The 17691-nt window shown below is 46.8% G+C and carries 17 protein-coding genes; 9 read left to right on the forward strand and 8 right to left on the reverse strand.

What is annotated here, in order from left to right:
* Nucleotides 1–11 precede the first annotated feature (11 nt).
* The 4 genes from IPJ88_10575 to IPJ88_10590 form a co-directional block, all read right to left on the reverse strand.
* Nucleotides 12–407, reverse strand: a complete 396-nt coding sequence (locus tag IPJ88_10575) for a hypothetical protein (GenBank protein ID QQR88681.1) — start codon at nt 405–407, stop codon at nt 12–14.
* 71 nt (nt 408–478) lie between these two features.
* Entirely contained in the window at nt 479–1372 is an 894-nt protein-coding gene (locus IPJ88_10580) for a hypothetical protein (GenBank protein ID QQR88682.1), read from the reverse strand.
* 139 nt (nt 1373–1511) lie between these two features.
* Nucleotides 1512–2360: a hypothetical protein gene (locus tag IPJ88_10585; protein QQR88683.1), complete on the reverse strand. Its 849-nt coding sequence runs from the start codon at nt 2358–2360 to the stop codon at nt 1512–1514.
* Between the two features lie 414 nt (nt 2361–2774).
* On the reverse strand, nt 2775–3158 hold the full coding sequence (locus IPJ88_10590) for a hypothetical protein (protein ID QQR88684.1): 384 nt from the start codon (nt 3156–3158) through the stop codon (nt 2775–2777).
* A 211-nt stretch (nt 3159–3369) separates the two neighbouring features.
* Here IPJ88_10590 and IPJ88_10595 point away from each other — a divergent pair, with 211 nt between their 5' ends.
* The 9 genes from IPJ88_10595 (at nt 3370) to IPJ88_10635 (ending at nt 13262) form a co-directional block, all read left to right on the forward strand.
* Entirely contained in the window at nt 3370–4503 is a 1134-nt protein-coding gene (locus IPJ88_10595) for a cupin-like domain-containing protein (GenBank protein ID QQR88685.1), read from the forward strand.
* 52 nt (nt 4504–4555) lie between these two features.
* A complete protein-coding gene (locus IPJ88_10600; protein ID QQR88686.1) occupies nt 4556–5566 on the forward strand; it encodes a hypothetical protein in 1011 nt (336 codons plus the stop codon).
* Complete coding sequence (locus tag IPJ88_10605) at nt 5563–5979, forward strand: hypothetical protein (protein QQR88687.1); 417 nt, start codon at nt 5563–5565, stop codon at nt 5977–5979. Before IPJ88_10600 ends, IPJ88_10605 begins: the two co-directional genes overlap by 4 nt.
* 7 nt (nt 5980–5986) lie before the next feature.
* Nucleotides 5987–7786 carry a SpoIIE family protein phosphatase gene (locus IPJ88_10610; protein ID QQR88688.1) on the forward strand — a complete coding sequence of 600 codons (1800 nt, stop codon included), beginning with the start codon at nt 5987–5989 and terminating at the stop codon, nt 7784–7786.
* A gap of 118 nt (nt 7787–7904) precedes the next feature.
* Entirely contained in the window at nt 7905–8417 is a 513-nt protein-coding gene (locus IPJ88_10615) for a hypothetical protein (protein ID QQR88689.1), read from the forward strand.
* 161 nt (nt 8418–8578) lie between these two features.
* The gene (locus IPJ88_10620; protein ID QQR88690.1) at nt 8579–9574 is read left to right on the forward strand and encodes a hypothetical protein; all 996 of its coding nucleotides are present in this window, start codon (nt 8579–8581) and stop codon (nt 9572–9574) included.
* A 158-nt stretch (nt 9575–9732) separates the two neighbouring features.
* Nucleotides 9733–12108 (forward strand): hypothetical protein, encoded by a 2376-nt coding sequence (locus IPJ88_10625; protein ID QQR88691.1) that lies wholly within the window; start codon nt 9733–9735, stop codon nt 12106–12108.
* Nucleotides 12109–12311: 203 nt separating this feature from the next.
* A complete protein-coding gene (locus IPJ88_10630; protein QQR88692.1) occupies nt 12312–12968 on the forward strand; it encodes a matrixin family metalloprotease in 657 nt (218 codons plus the stop codon).
* A gap of 9 nt (nt 12969–12977) precedes the next feature.
* Complete coding sequence (locus IPJ88_10635; GenBank protein QQR88693.1) at nt 12978–13262, forward strand: hypothetical protein; 285 nt, start codon at nt 12978–12980, stop codon at nt 13260–13262.
* A 145-nt stretch (nt 13263–13407) separates the two neighbouring features.
* On the opposite strand, the gene IPJ88_10640 is transcribed toward IPJ88_10635, so the two are convergent.
* The 4 genes from IPJ88_10640 to IPJ88_10655 all read right to left on the reverse strand — a co-directional run bounded on the left by IPJ88_10640 (nt 13408) and on the right by IPJ88_10655 (nt 17637).
* Nucleotides 13408–15132, reverse strand: a complete 1725-nt coding sequence (locus IPJ88_10640) for a bacteriohemerythrin (GenBank protein QQR88694.1) — start codon at nt 15130–15132, stop codon at nt 13408–13410.
* 214 nt (nt 15133–15346) lie between these two features.
* Nucleotides 15347–15838, reverse strand: coding sequence for a hypothetical protein (locus tag IPJ88_10645; protein QQR88695.1), 492 nt, complete (start codon nt 15836–15838; stop codon nt 15347–15349).
* A 22-nt stretch (nt 15839–15860) separates the two neighbouring features.
* Nucleotides 15861–16775, reverse strand: coding sequence for an SDR family oxidoreductase (locus IPJ88_10650; protein QQR88696.1), 915 nt, complete (start codon nt 16773–16775; stop codon nt 15861–15863).
* Nucleotides 16768–17637: a hypothetical protein gene (locus tag IPJ88_10655; protein ID QQR88697.1), complete on the reverse strand. Its 870-nt coding sequence runs from the start codon at nt 17635–17637 to the stop codon at nt 16768–16770. The genes IPJ88_10650 and IPJ88_10655 overlap by 8 nt, the downstream gene beginning before the upstream one ends.
* Between the last annotated feature and the right edge of the window lie 54 nt (nt 17638–17691).

Consider the following 17691-nt stretch of genomic DNA (forward strand, 5'->3'; position numbering starts at 1 on the left):
TTTGTTAAACACTAAATCTTGTTTTTAGAACGGAGTTGTAGTTCAAGTTCGTGAAGCGTTTTTTGAGTGCTTTCGGTTGTGTTAACCACCAAGACTTCTGAAAAATGTTTTTTTACTTCTGCAGCATTGTGAGCATCAGCTAGTACCACTGTTCTTCCATGTTCATTTTTTAGCTGTCTGATGTTCTCAACCACGACAACAGTGTGCCCTGCTTGTTCCAAAGCTCTGCTGAGGCTTTTGCTTTGACTGTTTCTGAAAATATGAACTTGCGTAGGTATGGCTGAACGTAATGGAACACGGTTAGCTTTCGCGTTGAGTTTTAATCCACACGCCTGTGCTATACCGACCGCAGGTCCGGTAACGCTCAGCATAACCAAACAACAAAATAACGCTAAAACCCGGATCATTGGACACCCCTTTTCACAAGCACATGCTTCTGTTCAGTATGACCTCAGCGAGTCAACATTCAAGTTTTTTTTCAGATACCTAACTGCCAGCTGATTCCGTTTCCGATGATTCGTGCTTCCCTTGTGTTATTGCCTTCTACTTGTAAGCGAAAGTACACATCATAATACAACGAATCAGAAAGCGCATAGGACATCCCACCTCCCAGTAATATTGAACGTTCATGGAGAATCGGGTCATGATAGTCCCGAATAATTTTGGGAAGGGTAGACCAGCGTTCCAGATTGCTACCGTAGTCACCGAAATTCAGACCACCATGCTGTAAGTAAAGGTCGGAAGCAATATAAGCTTGGAAATCGTAGGAGAAGAAATAACCAATTTGTAGACTGGCAGAACTCCTGTTTTGCGAGAATGATGCTGTTTCCGGAGCAATGTCAAAACGCTCGACCAATGAAAACTCGTATATGCCATGCAAATACAGTTCGGGTAGCCATGGTGCAAGCGTCATACCCAGGCTGATACCAAAGTGCATTTGTTTCAAACCTCGGCCTGCCGCGGCAAAGCCTTGAACTTCATAGTGACTCATTGGAAGTGACACTCCGAGCAAAGGAGTGATTGCGATCGGAGCATCAATAATCATGTAGCGAGCGTCGAGTCGGAAATCTTGGGGCACAAAATGAACGGAGCCGTCGTCATAGTCGCCATGTGGACCGAGAAATCCTCCGCTCCCGCCGTAGTACGGCAAGACAAACGGTATGGCCGCTCGGATTGCTAAGTTGTCAATCGGTACGTACTCCGCTTCAAGCGTTATTTGTTGGTTTATGACGGTTCCACCGGGGACTCGTATGCCATCCGCTACGATAGAGTCTGACCAATTCAGGCTGTGACTGAGTGAAGTGCTTAGGGTATGTGCTGGATTGACCCACGCTTGCGCTTGTGTTTTTAGCGGGAATACAAATATAGACAATACAATTGCTAAAACAGTGCTTGGAAAAAGGTGATTTTCAGTTTTAGCAAACAGCCTAGATTTACAAAGACCACAACGAATACAGTTATGTGATTTATAACCGTGTTCGTTGTGTATCCCTGCGTCCAGAAAGTGCCGTCTACTGTGTCGCACTCTTTTGATAGAAGCCGACTTTGCAGTTGGCAGCAATTAGATCAACGTTTCGTCCCTCGACGGTTTCAAAAGTATGTTGAAACAATCCGAAAAGGAAAGCGCCGGTATCCGGAATCAGATCGATGTATTCTTTCGGAACTGTCTTGCTGCCCTGATCGTATGGCATCGAACAGATTACGTGGTTACCTACGTTTTCTTCGAAAAACAGCAAGAAAGCGCCGACGCTTGGTTCATCAGTGGTGTCAAGCACCTCCCAAGTCATCGTGAAATCGCTTGCGGGATCTACCTCGAACAAACCTGGAATGACTGGGTCAGTGGTGAAGTCACCAGGCAAAAACAGGTCCCAGTCCTTGGCTGCAAATTCAGCACTGCCAGGGATCGTCACGTTGTAAGTCGTGTTAACGGGGTAGTCAGCAAAATTCTGCCAAAAGAAACCACGATCATGGTTGCTATACATACCGTCAACAATATCTGTACTGGAGTCAATCTGGTCTGTCTGACCACCACCCGTTAGGGTCATGGTGTCGCCAGGGTCGAGGTATTGTACGCCGTCTGGTAGAAATTGTGGCCACATTTGATCTCTTCGAATCGCATAACAGTCGCCTACACCGATTCGTTCAGGTTTCACCCCAGTATAGTCCCCAATAAAAAACGAGGTCATCTGCATGATTATGTTTCCGTACTCGTAGGTTCCATCCGGGAATACCATGCGCTCAAAACGAACTTCTCCTCCCTCAGGAAGATTATTTCCGTGAGATATTTGCTTGTCTTCAGCACAGGACATTAAGACGGTAATCCACAATGCCAAACCACTAAGCGACAACAGTCGTGTCATACTTGCCACCTTTCTTTTTTGAAGGATAACAGGCCTTGAACCTGGGATCGAGAAATCGTTTGATTTACAACTGCAGAGCACTGGCTCACAAAGGGAGTCGGTATGAAACGCAAAAGATACATGAAAGAGCTAAATTATAGGATTCCTGATGCAGGCGGAGGTCAGGGGAGCGGTGGTGAGCGAGCGATGGGTGCGTAAGCTGTATCGTGAACTGGGCCTATCCGTGATGATTCGCCGCAGGACAAAGCTAAACGAAAACTCCTGGGGCTCAAAGCAGCTATTTCGCTGTGCGCATACAACGTCGTTCGCTTGCTTGATAAGGCCACTCAAAAGCACGGTTTCCCCAAACCCATCCGTTGTGGCCACGGCCCAGAGTTTTGAAGCCGTATCTTCGATCAGTGAGCCACAGCGCACTTATCCTTTTTCTGGTATCGCTATTTCTGAAACGGCATAAACCTTCCATTTTTGTTCATATTTATGAAGTATGTAGATCACGTAGTACTGCTCAAATATCGTACCGTTTTTATGGTAACGACATCCATTGATACTGACGTGAGCCTTTGTTCCACAAATGCCTTCAACTGATACCCGTCTGGTGGTGGAATGAGTCCATGTTGTCGTTTTCGAAAAAAGTTCATTGCTTAGGGGGTAGCTGTCCAGCGATACGATTCCATCCATAGAAATAACGAGTAACGGATAATGAATATGCTCGTCTACGGCGTCCTTATCACCTCTTTCCCACGCGTCCCGAAGTGCACGAATGGTTGCTACAATATCATTTTCATTGCGTTCGTTCATACGAGAACCAAGTCCTTTATTGAAGCAACTGCTGTGAGTTTGATCAAATACTCTACTAGGCACGCTACACCTACACGCTACCCTGTACGCCTACAAAAAAACGACGTCTGTGTTTGTGGAAAAATTTTACGTGGACGTTTGTAAATTTTTATCTATAATAAATTATGGTGCGTCGATCTAGTAGATTACAACCGTAACTGGGAGGAAGAGTATGGTAAAACTCCAGGAAATTAGCGAATTGGAAGCAAAATTGAGGAGTTATAGCCCCCAGGAAGAGACCGAGCGGAAACTCAATATATCTTTCCTAGCTAACCATCTACTTCGCTATCCCGACTTTCTGACGAAGCGTCGCGATGAACTCGTGCGCGAAGGGCTGAAACGTCTGAAAGACACAGCGATAGCGCCGGAGGAAGAGGTTCCCCGCGTCCACTACAGTGAGATTGATCCAGAAGAATTCGAGCGATTAATGTGGGAGTCACCACATCCCATCATAGTTGAAGGGCTGCTGGAACGATTTGCTGCCATAAAAAAATGGTCACCAGATTTTTTTGATAAGCATTATGGAGACATTGCTGTTCCCGCAAACCCACCAGGAGGTGCGGCCTATCCGGGATATTCCATACCGATGAAACGCTTGGTTGAGGAAATGAAAACGGGAAGTCATAAAGAGACAAACTATCACTATGTGAGTAACTGGGCGGATGTATTCAATGATAACCCTGAGCTGAAATCGGATCTTCCGCTAGAGGAACTCAGCGAATTTGTTGGCGTAGAGAATCTAGGTGCGCAGCTTTTTATGGGAGCAGGGTCTCGCGGCACAAATTTTCATTGTGCCAACGTCATTAATTTTTTCTGTCAAATCTGGGGAGAAAAGACATGGTGGTTTGTTCATCCCAAGCACAGTAGCTACATGGAGCCTCTGAAATCGCATCCTGACATGCTCTACGTTTCGAGTATGATTGGTTTTCAGTCGACACCGCTTAGAACATTAGATACTGGTGAGATGGCATTGGCGAATTATGTCCCACGCCTCAAAGCTCATATTAAGCCGGGTGAAATATTGTTCATTCCAGCTTGGTGGTGGCATGCCGTGCAAAATACATCGGACAGCTCCTGCGGAGTAGCAACACGGTATGCCCCCTTCCGGTTGCGTTACACCCGGAAGACCAATCCACTATTTAATCTTCTGACATGGACCAGTTCCTATCAATATCGAAGCATTTATCAATGGAATGTCAAACGACAACTCAGAGACAGAGATGTCCATCAGCGTTTTCATTTGATTGGTAGGGCTTTTCGTGACGCCCATGCTCAGCTCGATCCCGGCGATAAGTCAGGCACTTAGTACGCAGAAATTGATTTGCTGAATGTTGAGGTCTACCCTGGACAACACAAACATGAGTGGTTGTCGCGATAGACAGTATCGAGGGGGAGGGCATTCAATAGGGTTAGTCATCCTTTATTTTATTGGATGGTTTCTTTATCAACCCATTGTCGTTTTTGCTGATGATTTGCCAACAGAGCTCTTTTGGCCAGACCGTTATGTTTTTCATCGAGCAGAGCGTGAGCAAGGTTTGCCTTCGCAAAATGTTACGTCTGTCACACAGGATCGTTTGGGGTTTATGTGGTTTGGAACCTACGATGGTCTTGCTAGGTATGATGGACAGCGTACGGTTGTTTATCGTAGTTCAAAAAATGATCTAAACACCGTTTCCGGAAACACAATTACCGATTTAACGATGACACCCGATGGGCTGCTTTGGATTGGGACTTTGGAAAATGGAGTAAGCAGTTTTGATTTCCGCAGCGCGAAGTTTACCCGTTATCTAGACTCCCGCTCTAAGAAGAGCGGTTACCAAAAAACGGGCGTGCTTTTTTTACACACGAGCCTCGATGGAACGCTTTGGGTTGGTACACGAGACGGCAAGCTTTTGCGTTTGCACATACCAGAAAATAAGTTCGAAGAGGAACATTTTTCAATGTTGGGTCAAAACTATGTAGTAAGTGCCGTGGCTGACGGTCCCAAAGGGAAAATTTGGATTGGTACTTTGTCAGGTGATCTGTTCTTATATGACCCGCATACAAAGCATGCAAAGAGCTACTATATAGGCGACTATATTTCTGCTCTGATGTACGAGCCACAAGCAAATGTGCTGTATATAGGCACTGACTGGAATGGCATGGTGGTTATGAATTTAACTACCATGGACCAAACACGGTACACCCATGAACACCATCAGTATGACAGTTTGCCCGGAAATGAAATAAGCGACTTTTTGTTTGATCCAGGTGGTCAGCTTTGGATAGCCACTTCGGGTGGGTTGGCCCGGTTTAACCAACATGCAAAAACGTTTTTGACTTATCATCCGGAGAGACAATTAGCTGGTCAATTAGTAGCTTCCTTGTGAATAAGCTTTTCATCGATCGTGATGATCAACTTTGGATAGCCATGGACGGTGGTGTTTCTCGAAAAGATCCCATTCGTGAGCTGTTTCAATGGCAACCTGATTTAGTCACTGCAATTTGCGAGAACGACGAGGGAGTGTGGTGGACGGCATCGTGGAAAGGAATGACTCGTTTTGATCCGAAAAACATGACTAAGAAGACGCTCAGTATAGATCAACTTGGCATCAGCTATAACAACAATGCTCCGATTACGTCATGCTACTACGACAAGAACCAGCTTTGGTTTTCGGTCCACAGTTTAGGTTTAGTTCGCTATGACGAAGATAGCGGAAAATTTGAAATCTTTACGAGCTCAAAGGGGCCCAGAGCTGTCGTTGCTAAGCACTGTAACTCAAATAGTCCCTTATTCAGATAACGGACTATTGCTTGGTACGCTAGGGTTTGGCTTAGCAACTTTTGATATGCAGACCAAGAAAGTTGAGCTTGTACTTGGTAGTGCCGGTTCGCAAGACTCAGACTACATATACAAAGTTTACAAAAGTCCTTTTACGAAAAACCGCTTCTGGATCGGGACTTTGAATGCTGGTCTGCTTGTGTGGAATACGGTTACCAACAATGTGTCTCATTTTCTCCATGATGAAGACGACGATTCTTCGCTTTCGAATAACACCGTGACTTCTGTTGTCGAGAGTGGTGGGAATGAAGTGTGGATCGGTACAGACGGCGGCGGTCTGAATAAGTTTGATCCTCAAACGGAAAAATTCGAACGTGTAGGTCTCGAAGCTGGACTTGAAGCACGAGTTATCAATGAAATCGCGATCGACGATACAAATACTCTTTGGCTAGCAACAAGTAGCCAGGGTTTGGTTAGATACAATCCCGAAAATCGAAGCCTCATGACTTTTGATTCCAAGGACGGGGCTCTTGATGAGTACAATCAAGGAGCAGGTTTCATGGGAAAATCAGGTCGGATCTTCTTTGGAGGTATCGATGGATTCATACGTTTTGACCCTCATGAAATTCATATCGACACTTCCGTCCCAACTCCGATCATAACCTCGTTCCTTATCAGGAATAAAATTGCCCAAACGGAGAAGCCGATTTGGGAGACTTCTCATATCGAAATGTCATATCGTGATGCCTATTTTGAGGCACACCTTGCAGCACTGTCTTTTGGGAACCCGCAACGCAATGTGTTTTCACATAGGCTTGTGGGGCTTCATGACGAGTGGGTTAAATCGAAGTCGAGCATCGTATCGTATTCCAGATTGGAACCGGGCCGCTACACACTCGAAATTAGAGCTTCAAATCGACATGGTGTCTGGAGCAAAAAGATGGCCAGATTATCCGTTGTCGTTGCCCCACCGCCATGGAAGAGTTGGTGGGCCTATCTCACATACGGGATTGTCATCTTGTTAATTTTATTTGAAATTACGCGCCGGCAGCGTGAAAAGTTTGAAGAAGCAAGGCGCTATGCTCGCCTTCAAGATGCCGAGCGCGAACTTGAGCTAACTGCTGTGGTTCAAAGCGGTTTGTTGCCCGAGAAAGATTTTATTGAGAACATCAATCTTTCTATTCAAGGTTTTTATCGACCCGCCGAAAAGTGCAGTGGCGACTGGTGGTGGTATGAACAACATGGCCGCAACATAACTAAGGTTGCAGTTGGTGATGTCTCAGGACATGGTGCAGGTCCAGCTATGGTGACAGCGGCTGTGGCCGCGGCGTTTCGCGTCACAGAGAATGAACCGAGTTTACCGATTAGGCTGAACAAAATCGACGAAGAAATCTACAAAGTGGGGCGACTCAAGTATCATATGACGCTAACGGTTCTGGATTTTTTGAACGAGAATAACAAAGTCTGCCTTTACAGTGCCGGAGGACTTCCTGCATTGCTCTTACCGTATGGACAGAGAAAAACCCGAGCGATCTCTGTGCCGAGTAATCCGTTGGGTTATTTGAAATGCGATATAGGTATCCATTCCTTTGAGTTTAATCCGGGAGACAGACTGCTCCTCTTCACGGATGGTATTGTAGAGACGAAAGGCGAAAAGGGGCGCGAGTATGGTATCCGTGGAATTTCGAAATTGCTCGAAGAATATTGCGAGTTGCCAATACAGCAGAGTGCGGCACAACTGGTAGCTCGATTGGATAGTTATCGAGCTGAGCGGCCACAGCAGGACGATTGGACCTTCGTTATTGCAGAAAGACCACTCGTGGGCTGAATACCATATCTTGTTCCGGGCACAGGCCTAAAACTGGTAAACAATCATGTTTTGGATATATCTTGCCTAGAGCAGTGTGATTTTTAAACAGACGAACGATTCTCTGGAGAAAAGCGCTATGACTGAGGAAAAACCGCAACCTAACCCTTATGATCGCTATAAAGTCAAAACAACGCTTAGCGGTAAACCTTTAGAAAAAATTATTTCGCCTTTCTGGGTTAGTGGTTTTAAGGAAGAGAATCCGGTTATTGATGAAATAACCGTCGATGGAAAGATAGCTATTTCGAAATGTCATGTCGAAACCCAGCATGTTTCACCTTTTGACGGTAAATATCATTTGAGTGTTTCGGGTGCCTTGGCATTGATCTTCCAGACGGCGATTGTTCATGGACACGTGCTATCTGCTCGTGATGAGAAGACAACCGAAATACTTTTGACTGATTTTAATATCACTCTCACTAAAATGATCATGCAGACTTCAGACATTACCGTTAAGCTTGAGCTTTATGCTCATTCAATTATTGAACCTACTGGGCGAAGGCAAAACCCCCGATCTTTTTTCTCGTCACGTTTCAGCATTTGTGATGACGCGTGGTGGGGCAAAATACAGGGCAGTGCTCCTTTTAGATGAGAGTGTGTTGATTGGGCACATTGGAGGAGAGACTCCGGATAAGAACAGCCATTGATATCACCGTAAAAATTTGCATTGGAAGAAATTGTCGTCGGTGTACTCAAGTAGCCTTCTTAGACACACAACTTAACGACCAGCTCGAATTCAATTAGCATCAGGATATGTCTAATGCTTTAGTGATCCAGATGCCTTGTTTGCAATCCTTTCATCAAAAACCAAACTCATTTAAACAGACTATCTACCGTTACTACGTTGTCGCTTTGCTAGTCATTGTGTCCGGTTGTGCGGCAGAAGTAGATGATCCGCTAGCTCAAGTCGATTCCGAGCAAGTCGCCAATGCATACGAGCTGGAAATGCAGATCGGGACGCAGAAGCTGACTTTCCCATTGAGTGCAAGTTTTATTGAGGAATGGAAGGGGCAAATTGCAAGGCTTGATGGCGATCCACAGCGACTTTCACAGTGGCTTAAGGACTCCGGTTCATTACCAGAGCTACAAGCTGCCCTTGCTAATAATCCAGATGCCACTTTAAAGCTTTCGTCCAAGACAACTAGTCCAGCTGCTTCGCCGCCGGCAGGACCCGAAACCCCATTTCCTCAACCCAATGTTAAGGTTGAGAATCCTGGTCAAATGCAGTCGTGTTCTGCAGCTGTGCATTTGAGCCCAACGTACGCGATTGGTTTTTTCGGCTACTATGAGATCCAGGGCATCGGAAAGTTTGTCGACTCACTTTATCGCGTTGCTCCAGATGAAGCGCTTGCGGGGATATGGATCGAAAAACGTTTGTGGGATCCTAAGCAGCGTTCTGGAATGAATTGGGTGTGTTTAGGGTTTTTTCCGTATGAAGGACTTAATCCCGGACTTGAGGATATTCTTCCTATGTTGCAAGACGACATCATTTTCGAGCCTGATTCTGTTGCAAAGCTTCAAACGGCTCTTAGTTCGATTCCGCAAGATCCCAGTTACCCTGATGATTTAACTCTTGAGCAAATGGAATGGGTGCGGGAAGACTTCGCTTCGTTTTTTCCAGAAAAAACCAATGGCGGGAGCTGGAGTTGGAACGGGCTTCCACAGCTCGATTTACCTAACCTTAATCCGGTTGTGGCTTTCGGCATAACGGTTGTTTTTTGGCTACTGGTGTTTGCGTTGGCCCTGTAGTGCGGCTCATCTAAAAGCATACATTGAGTGTAGGTAAAAAAATGGTTACTTGACTTTCACGCTGCTGGAATTTTGGAAAATACGACAGATTGTAGCACTTTGAGTACGTAGAGATTATACTTTTAGAGTGCGATTTCACAACGAAGAAGGGTGGTACCGTGGCCGCTAATTCTGGTTGCTTTGCAAGGACTACAGCTTGTCTGTGGTTTGTTGTCTGTATTGCCTGCAGTGATACTACTCAAACTCAAGGTGATCACGGTCCTGTCGCTGAGAACATTAGTGCTGCACTCGGTGAGATCATCCCTAGCGCCACCAACGAGGAACGAGAAGCTTTTGAGCGAGGAAAACAAGTGGCATTGCGTCGCTTTAAACGAAGCGATGGGCTCGGCCCAGCATTCAACGTAACATTCTGCGCATCATGCCATGAAAAACCAACCCTTGGAGGTGGTAGCGGGCTTTATCGTAATTTTATTTTGGCTGGCACATTTGATGAACAGAATGGGTTTAGTCCTGCGCAATCGGCTGGACCCGCTGGAGGAGTGATTCGAAAGTTTTACTATGGTAGCGACGAAAATGCTCAGCCAAGTGTGCCACAGGGACTAAATGTTCTGGCTGTGCGTAATGCAATTCCTTTTTTTGGGATTGGCTTGTTATCTGAAGTCGATGACACAGAAATACTTTCACGAGAAGATCCCAATGATCTTGATGGCGATGGAATCAGTGGAAAAGCGAATTACCAACTCGGCGTTGTCGGCCGTTTCGGTCGTAAGGCACAGACTAATTCCATCGAAGGATTCGTGAGAGGGCCACTTTTTAATCATCTTGGAATTACAACGGAGGCGCTTAGTTTTACGGATCGTGCACTCCTTCCGTTTGCAAATGCAGCTGACCTGGAAACCATGCGTTTTGTAGGAGACCTAGGTAAACTCCTAGAGCCTTTTGCTCAAGCTGCCATCAATACACCGTCTCTGGAAGACGACGACGGTGTAGACGATCCAGAACTTTCGAATTCGGAGCTTTTTGATCTTGTGTCATTTGCTCTGCTGCTGGCTGCTCCGCAAATCGAAGAGTTGGATGAAAGTGGAAGAAAAGGAAGAGAAATCTTCGATAGTCTTCAGTGCGGAAAATGCCATACGCCGCGATTGAAAAGCGCTCGGGGACCACTTCCTGTCTATTCAGATCTTCTCGTGCATGATATGGGATCGGCACTGGCTGATGGTTTTCCTATGCTTCGAGCCACGGGCAGTGAGTTTCGCACGCAGCCCCTTTGGGGCATTGCTGCGGTCGGGCCTTACCTCCACGATGGTCGTGCCGGAACCATTGAGGAGGCTATCGAGGCACACGGTGGTGAAGCACAGCGTGCGCGTGACGAGTACATGGATCTAACTGAAGATCAGAAAGCGGAGCTCAAGACCTTTCTGCTTTTACTTGGAGGTCGAGCTCAAAGTAGTCCTGGTCTTTTGCCTCAAGATGCGGCTGTTCCCGACGTTGGTGAGTATGGGGGACCCTATCGAGCTCTGGACGATTCTGAGCAAGCTTCGTTCCTTTCTGGTCGTCGAGTTTTCGACAAGGAGTTTTATTTTTCGGATGGAGTAGGAAACCCAGGTTTTAATGGAGATTCCTGTCGCGCTTGTCACTTTGATCCTGTTATCGGTGGAAGTGGTCCACGTGGAGTCAATGCAATGCGAACTGGATCAACCGATAGTGGTGGAAATTTCATTGCTCCTTCAGGAGGAACATTGCTACCGCGTCTTGGACGTTTGCTGGATCCTTTAGTGAAGCCTGAAGCACAAGTGAGTATTTTCGAGCATCGGCAAACGCCATCATTGTTTGGATTAGGGCTCATCGAAACGATCTCCGATGATGAGATTAAAGGGCACGCCGATCCAAACGATGATGATAGTGATGGGATTAGTGGCCGTGTCTCGATGCTTGCGGGGGATGTAATCGGTCGTTTTGGATGGAAAGCACAGATTCCAAGTTTGGAAGAGTTTACACGCGATGCAATTGGCGCTGAACTTGGTATGTCTATGGCCGAGAAAACGAATCTTTCTTTTGGAATAACTGAGGATAACGATGGCATCCCTGACCCGGAATTCTCAGACAGTGAAGCGGAAGCGTTGCTATTCTTTCTTAAGATGCTTGCTCCGCCCCCCCGGCAGGATTTCAGCAACGATGCCCAAGTCATGCATGGTGAAAGTGTATTTGAGACGATAGGTTGCGCGTCCTGCCACATACCCATTCTTCAGGGTGAAGATGGTCCGGTTGTGCTATATTCTGACTTGCTCCTTCACGAAGTACTGCCAATTACATCCGTGGGCATTGAGGATGGACCAGCAAGTATGGTCGAATTTCGTACAGCACCGTTATGGGGTATCAGTCAAACTGATCCCTATATGCATTCCGGTGAAGCCGATACACTGGCTGAAGCGATTGAACTTCATGACGGTGAAGCGGGGGCAGTTCGAGATGCATATTTGGCTTTGAGTGATGGGGATCGCCAAGCACTTATGGCGTTTTTAAATAGTTTGTAGAAAGCATCGACGTGCGTAAGGTCCTGCCTATTATTGTCCTGTCGTGCCTGGTTGTTTTATCTTGTTCAAAGAAGGGAGAGCATCAACTGAAGCCTTCCCCAGAATACGGTGAAGGCGCGCCACTTTGTAACAAACGGACTTCGGAGGGCCATACGATTCCAATCCAAGTGTTGCAAGACAATCGACTTGATGAAGTACAAACGATGTCTGCGATAGATATCGCTCGTGATTTTTTTTCATCCTACGGAATCGCTTTCTGTATGCTCGATCCACCCAGAGGCATCGGTAGACTGGACATTTTTCACGCAAAAACAACGCAAGGCGATGAATACAGAGAGAAACCCGTTGATAGGAAGAATGCGTCCGATAGATTTTTGATTCCGCTTCGAGAGTTTATCCGAACTTATGCAAGTCCGGCGCAAAGGGCTATAAACGTTGTTTTTGTGCCAACACTGCTTGACGAGCGCCACCCACTATCGAGTCATTTTGCTGAGCTTGAAGGGTTTGCAATCCTTCCGAGAAATCTTACGACAGTCCAAAATTTCCAAAAGCATCAACTTGTCGACCAAATTGGCATCGATCAGTTTACCCCTTCGGTTATTATCGATTTGCCAGCTGAGACATCAGATTTTTATCCCATTGGCATGACGCTCGCTCATGAGGTTGGCCATGTCTTAGGCTTGGCTCATGTCGATGACACGTCCAATCTCATGTCCGCATCAAAAGACAACAAAGCCCTACGCGGGCTTAATCCTGCACAAGTCAGGGCATTAAAGAATGCGTTGTTTTTTTCAGTTTTCCAGAAATCAAAAGCAAAAACTGGTTTGAATCGAAGCCGTGGCCCTTCTGAAATAGAGTGAGCTCAGCTAATGAATTTACCCCAAGACCTTCAAGAAATTTATGATGGCTTTGTTCTGGTTCCACCCGAGCTTGGAAGCCTTATTCAGAACTATGGTGCTGAAGGTGGTCCATCTTTTATGCAAGTTAAAAGAAAACTACCACCAAGACTTGGCAAACTTCTAAAGAAGAAAAAGGGTGTAAACTTCTTTAGGAGCGTTGCCGGGTTGTCTTGGTGGTGGTTTGTGGTGTGGGCATGTCTTTATGTATTTCTAAGAGAATGCAAATCGCATGCCAGAAGCATTCTAACGGAATGATTAGTTTTTTTCTGTATGCACTCGGCCGACCTTGGGGGCTTTTCTCACCCCTATGGGCTTTTGTCCCCACCTGAACGGAATAGATGTCCCCGGCACTCATCAACGAGATAAATTTCGTTGGCCTTTTATCCTTCTTTTTGCACGGTCACGGCAGCTTCTCGACCACGCCAAGCCGGTTTAGATAGTTACCCATATGTTTATCAATAGTAGTGGTGTGATTGATTAACCAGTCCACAAGGAACAGATTGATCTTGAAGAGGAGAAACTGCTTGTCGTGTTTCTTTGAGACAATTTCATCTCGAAGGATTTGATAGTATTCGATAAAGCGAATGTGCTCCTTGAGATGTTCCTTAAACAGAGGGTAGTGATGTTTATGCATCAGCAATTCCTCAGTGTGGAAATGCTCTTGAGTGTATCGAGCCAAGGAGTCCAGCACTTCATTGAGGTCGCCTTCTCCGTCTCCGTGCACCAACATTGAGACGCGATTTATGATGTCAAGCAAGTGTTTGTGCTGTTCATCTACCTCAGGAATGTTGATGCTATAGTCATCGCTCCAGCGAACCTGCAGCTCCATTTCGCCGGTGCCTTCGTGGACTCCCGTCTGCTTGAACGCGATGCATCTATTGAGATACAGGTCGGTGATGGTGTCGTTGGGAAGCTGTATTTGGCACTGCTTCAGCATGAGCTCTGCATTGTCGATGTCGCGCATGTGATAGCAGGCAAGGGCGTGTTCATGGTGTTCACGCAGTCGCTCTTTTGCGTGTCGAACTCGGTCTGGATCGTGGTTGAAGACCTCGAATATCGATTGGGGACGGGATTTGCCCCGCACTCGAATGCGATCAATGAAGCGAATCTGAAATTGCGAGGGATTCACCAGCGCGTTGTGGGTTGATTCAGAGATAATCAGAGGGCTTCGGTAGACCTTTGTAAGGGTTTCGATCCGAGAAGCGCTGTTGACGGTATCGCCAATCACTGTTCGCTGCATGCGTTCAGCGCTGCCCACCGTTCCCAACATCACGATGCCAGTATTGAGTCCGATACCGACGCGAAGTTCATCAGAGTCCCAAGCTGTTTTATCTGGATCCGATTTCAATGCTTTTAATATATCGAGGGATGCCGCTACAGCGTTGTCAGCGGGTCCATCAAAGAAGGCCAAGACTGCATCGCCCATGAACTTGTCTATGGCCCCCCCATGGCTAAGGATGATGGGCACAACCTGCTCAAGGAAGGCATTAATGAAGGTGAACACTTCTTGGGGCGTTTTTTGTTCGGACAGTGTCGTGAAATCCCGTATGTCAGCAAACAGAACAGTGAGTTTTTTTTCCATGCACTCGCCCAAATGCACCGAATCCATATCATCGCTTCCTAGTAAGATGCGGCATTTGTGTTGCAACTCGAGGTTTCTATTCCATCCCACGCAGGCGTTACGTGCCAGCTGAAAAAATTCGTCCCGATTAATTGGCTTTCGCACCAGCAACACGTCGTGTTTGATGCTTTCCTGGATTGTGTCGACGCTGTCATCACTGCCGTCGGTGGTAATAACGATGTAGATGCGATCATCGAGTGCGCGAATACGTCTTGCCGTTTCCAATCCATCGATGCCTGCACGGAGATGACTATCAACAAAAGCAACGGAGTAGGGCTGCGCACTGCCTAAAGCTTCGTGCACATACTTTAGCGCATGCTCTCCTTGGGAGACTGTCGTTAAATCATAAAAAATCGACTTCGAGCTGTCTGAGTCCTTTGCCTTATCGGTCGAAACGTCAGCAGAGATGGGATGTTTATCTGTTGGGGCAAAAACTTCATGGCAAAGCTCTAGAAGATGTTGATCTTCGTCCACAACCAAAATGCGGTTGTACATAGAGTCCATTTTTGCTCCTTCCTCAACATTACAGTACCTTCGTTTCAGGGAAAAAGTCTAAAGACTTGAGGTTCTGTACAAGCGAGAATCGAATCAATTGTATAGGAAAATTGTCCTAAGTTCTCGAAACATCGACAGGATGTTTTTTGCTAAACAAAAACGGCAATCGACCGACAGCGCAATGTACTCAAATTAGCGATAGCAGTTCGTCTCAACGCACCGGCTATTCACAGGGTGTAAACACTCGAATGGGTTCAGCTACCGTTCCCTTCGGTACGGTGAAAAAGGATTGCTTCGGACATTCGTTTAACTGAGCGCAAAAGATAAATTTTGATCCAGGCAAAAGCACCATGTCGTTAAAACGATTTTTATCGATCCATTTGTCAAAGGCGGTCTTGCCATCGGGACCGACGGCAACAACATGATAGCCAAAGGTACAATGGGATTCTAGGCGCACCATCTTCCCACCTTGCCTCCGGAGCTTTTTCATTAGCGATGCTTCTTGGTGTTGTTGGGCTTCTTGTCGCTTGGGTTGTTCTGCTGCGATGCTGGCGAGGCGTTCATTTTCCTGCACGCCGAACATTTCGCTGCCGTAGCTATGTTCCGGGGCAAGTTGTGTCGATTCCTCGGATGGGGAGCTTTTGCCGCATGCGAGCATTAATCCAAAAAAGCATAGGCTTAGGGTACGAATGTCTTTCTTCATTAAGATTTTCACGTTCTTCCGCTAGACGAGCTAGTCACGGAACTTTAACCAAAATTTTCCGGATTGCATCTGTGGCATGAGCAACAGGCTCCGCTTTGCTGATATCATTTATGTTTTCCCACTGTTCTTTCACGGATTCCAATGAAATGTCGCTGGGATCGAGTAATACGCCGGCGTTTTCGACGACTTCTGCTCGCGCAATACGATGAGCTCCGACTGTAAAGACACGACCAGTCTCGTCACATGCCTTGCTGCACAAAAAGCTTACCAGAGCACTCACAATGCTTGGGTCAAGTCGCTCCAACGCATCCGGTGGTAATATCGTTTCAGTCATTCTCGAGCGTGCTATGGGCGCAACGGCGTTGCAGCGGATGCTGTATTTCGCACCTTCGTGCGCGAGCGTCTTGCATAAACCAACGAGCGCCATTTTTGCTGCGCTGTAGTTGCTTTGTCCGAAGTTTCCATAAAGACCAGCTGCACTGCTTGTGAAAATGATCCGGCCGTAACTATGTTGCTTCATATGCGGCCACGCAGCGTGACTTAGCCACATGCTGCCGTTCAAATGAACATCAATCACACTCTGCCATTGTTCTTCTGTGATTTTTGAAAACGAGCTGTCGCGCAGGATACCAGCGTTGTTGATCACAATATCTATACGGCCGAAGGTATCGATGGCCTGCTGGACTATCCCAGCCGCTTGTCCAGCATCGCTTACGCTGTCGTAGTTTGCTGTAGCCTCGCCCCCTGCGGCTTGTATCTCGGCTACAACTGCATCGGCGTGCTTGTGGTTTTCTCCCCGTCCATCAAGACTTCTGCCTATGTCGTTGACAAGTACTTTGGCTCCGCGTGCCGCTAGCATCAGGGCATGGCTTCTGCCCAGACCACCGCCGGCGCCGCTGACGATAGCGACTTGACCTTCAAACGATAGCGTGGCGTCGTTTTCAGTCACAAGTCTTTTTTACGCTAATCGTGCGTGTAGTGTCGTTGAACATTCCTTCGACTTGCTTGTCGTCTTTGTCGAGCAACAGCAATTGAATTTGGTGCTCTCCTTCAGCGAGGTTTTCAATAAAATGAGGGACCCAACTGGTGATCATTCCGTTTGTAGTTCCATCAATCGTGTACTTAACTTTCATCCCATCGGCCGCCAGCGTTGCAACGTTAGTCAGGTAAAAGTCGAGCAAAATAGGCTCGCCGGCAGGGTAGCAACCCTTTGGCCTAGAATACGTGAGTAGAGGGGCTTTTTCATCAAACGCAAAAGCTTTGCTTTTGTTTTTGTAATGAAACACCGTCATCGCAAAAGGTGTGCCGACTTTAACTGATTCGTGGGTGGCGCGGCTTGGGAAGGTGCGAATCACATGACTGCCTTCAGACAAGGGATGGCCAAGATTATCGTGGACCACTGCGACCAGGTCGAGAGGCTTCGAGACGTCACGTAAAGCAATGTAAGGCTCGTTATCGACAATCAGATGCACGTGGTTGCCTTTTGCAGATAGTTCCCAATGATTTAACTTGTAGCTCACTGTAACAGGTCCTTTTTTTATAAGGCTGCCATTTTTCGGCGCGGTGAGCGCAATCTGGGGTGTTTGTCCCTCAATCGGCGTACGTTGCCCTCTGCTTACGGATACAAGCACCGGCTTCGGGCTTTTGGCGGGTGTCGCCTTTTTGTGATGTTTACTTTTACACGCGCTTGCATGCGCTTGATGCATCGGGGGGTATTCCGGAGGTGGAGCGCTCTTGTCGGCGCAATTTGCCGACAACACGATTGAGCACGCGATAAGTAAGGGGAAGTGTTTGGCGTATTGTATTGTCATGGCGTTTCCTTGGCTTGCTTTGTTTTTCGCGATCGCTTGCAGATAATAGTTTGC

The organism is Myxococcales bacterium, from assembly GCA_016699535.1.
GTDB lineage: Bacteria > Myxococcota_A > Polyangia > Polyangiales.